We start from the raw sequence: 2,246 nt of genomic DNA, 5'->3' as shown, positions 1-2,246 counted from the left end.
GGACCGGGGCGCGCGGATCTCCATCTTGGCAGGGAGCTTGCCTCCGGTGCCGGATACGTTGGCGTAGACTGATCAGACCAGGTCGTGAAAGCTCTTGCGGGCGGGGCGGGCCATACGTTTTTGCGGCGAGGTCCTTCAGCACGGCATTGTCGAGCATCGCCTCGGCCAGCAACCGCGTCAGCCGGCCGTTCTCGTCCTCGAGCGTCCTCAGCCGCTTGGCCTCCGACACGCCAAGGCCGCCGTACTTGGCCTTCCAGGCATAGAAGGTCGCCTCCGAAATCCCGTGCTTACGGCGTAGATCGGCCGTTCTCAGCCCGGCTTCCCCCTCCCGCAGCACCCCGATGATCTGCTCTTCCGTGAACCGTCCGCGCTTCATGTCCGCCTCCTTACGGGTGACGGACTCTACCTGCCCTTGGCGGAAATCTAGGGGCTCAGGTCACTCGATCCGAGCGCCCGATACCTCCACCATTTCCTTCCACCGCGGGGCGTCGCGGGCAATCTCCTCGCGCACCTCGGCAGGAGAGGCGGAGGTGGCCAGGACCAGTCCGGCCGCGGCCAGCCGGTCCGCCAGCCCCGGGTGTCCAGCGCCACGCCGCACAGAGGCCGCGATCTCCTCCCCGAGGGCCGGCGGGAGGCCGGCAGGGGCGGTCAGGATGTTCCAGGATTGCAGGTCCAGCCCGCCCAGGCCGAGATCAGCAAACTCCCCCAGCCCCGGCACAGTGGGCATGAGGGGGGAGCGTGCCGCGCTGCCCACCGCCAGCGGCACCAGCCGCCCGGCTGCCACCTGGGGCATCAAGGCAGGCATGAAGTCGAAAACCATGTCGATCTGCCCCGCCAGCAGGTCGTTCAGCGCCGGGGCGCCACCGCGATAAGGCACGTGCAGGATATCGGCGCCGGCCCTCTTCGCTATGGTTGCGATAAGCAGGTGCGACGGGCCGCCATTGCTGGCCGATCCCTTGGTGATCTGCTGGCCTGGCTTGCGGGCCCATTCGATCAGTGCCCGGAAATCCGTCCAGCCCCGCTCTCGCGCCCGCTCGGCCGTGACGCAGCAGAGCACGGTGCTGGTGACGAGCTTGGCGACCGGGGTCAGATCGCGGGCCGGGTCGTAGGAGACGCGAGCCATCAGAGGCAAGGCTGTGAAGAAGGAGATGTTGAACACGCCCAGCGTGGCGCCGTCGGGCACGGCGCGTGCCACCGCCTCCACCCCCAGTACCCCGTTCGCCCCGCCCCGGTTCTCGATCACCACGGGCTGGGCGTTCCGCGCGGTAAAGGCGTCTGCCCAGATTCGACCAATCGCGTCCGCCGCACCGCCGGGCGGGAAGGGGACGATCCAGCGCATCGGGCGCCCACCTGGCAGCAGCTGGGCGCCGGCGCCTGTCGCCAGCGCGGGGGTAGCCAGGGCACCAAGGAGGAGCGGGCGTCGGCTGATCATGGTGGGCTCCAGGCCTGTGGGATGGCGAAAGGATGACGATAGTTTAACCTGAAGCAAGCCTCCTGCCGCTGCGGGGGTCTCCACTCTCCAGGATTGTCAGAACCATGCCAAAGCGCGCCATCTCCACCAGCCGGGTCTTCAAGCCGCGCTTGCCCTTCGCCCAGGCGACCGTGGCCGGCGGCTTCGTCTTTGCCTGCTCCACCGGCCGCGACGTGGAGGGCCGCTTCGCCGTCGACGACGTCCGGGCTCAGACGCGCCAGACGATCGAGAACATCCGCGCCCTGGTTGAGGAAGCGGGCGGCACGCTGCGCGACGTGGTGAAGTGCACAGTCTACGTGACGGACCGGGCGAACTGGGAGCCGATGAACGAGGTTTACTTCGAAATGTTCGCCGAGGATCCGCCGCACCGGGTTTCCTGCATCGTCACGGGGCTCGGCTCGCCGGACTGCCTCGTGGAGATCGATGCCACGGCTTATCTCGGCAAGGACTGAGCGACCTACCACGCACGCCCCCTTCGGCCCTGATGGTAGAGCCTCAGCTAGGGGGTGCCCCGCACTCAGATCGAGCAATGGAGTGTGCCACGACAGGGGGACGAGGGTCTCCCGTCGTCATCAAGCCTGAGCTCACGCCCTACTGGCAGCTTCCTCACCTGAGGCCCATACAAGTGCCCCGCCCGAGCTCGCCCGCTATGACTTAGCTCGACTTTGGCCATTTGAGCTGAGGAGAGGCGGCGGAGCGGGCTGACCGGCTAGGGTGGATGCGTCCCCGCCAAGAGACGCCGCCATGCTCTGCCTGCCGACCCGCTTCGCCGCGG

General features: G+C 68.0%; 3 protein-coding genes. 1 reads left to right on the top strand and 2 read right to left on the bottom strand.

Going from position 1 to position 2,246, the window contains the following annotated elements; all coding sequences use genetic code 11:
* Both J8J14_RS24600 and J8J14_RS24595 read right to left on the bottom strand, forming a co-directional pair.
* Positions 1-376, bottom strand: a 376-nt coding sequence (locus J8J14_RS24600) for a transposase (RefSeq protein ID WP_245216150.1), incomplete at its 3' end; no start/stop codon positions are given.
* A gap of 60 nt (positions 377-436) precedes the next feature.
* Positions 437-1,432: a Bug family tripartite tricarboxylate transporter substrate binding protein gene (locus J8J14_RS24595; protein ID WP_209382178.1), complete on the bottom strand. Its 996-nt coding sequence runs from the start codon at positions 1,430-1,432 to the stop codon at positions 437-439.
* Between the two features lie 104 nt (positions 1,433-1,536).
* Between J8J14_RS24595 and J8J14_RS24590 the strand changes: the two genes are divergently transcribed.
* Positions 1,537-1,923, top strand: coding sequence for a RidA family protein (locus J8J14_RS24590; protein WP_209382177.1), 387 nt, complete (start codon positions 1,537-1,539; stop codon positions 1,921-1,923).
* Positions 1,924-2,246: the final 323 nt, after the last annotated feature.

Origin of the sequence: Pararoseomonas baculiformis (assembly GCF_017813395.1) — a bacterium.
GTDB classification, from domain to species: domain Bacteria; phylum Pseudomonadota; class Alphaproteobacteria; order Acetobacterales; family Acetobacteraceae; genus Roseomonas; species Roseomonas baculiformis.
The sequence above is the reverse complement of the archived record's forward strand: the minus strand, read 5'-3'. Positions and strand labels throughout refer to the sequence as shown.

Excerpts from the sequence above, each read along its gene's own strand:
- J8J14_RS24595 (WP_209382178.1), bottom strand. The coding sequence starts at position 1,432 with ATGATCAGCCGACGCCCGCTCCTCCTTGGTGCCCTGGCTACCCCCGCG.
- J8J14_RS24590 (WP_209382177.1), top strand. The coding sequence starts at position 1,537 with ATGCCAAAGCGCGCCATCTCCACCAGCCGGGTCTTCAAGCCGCGCTTG.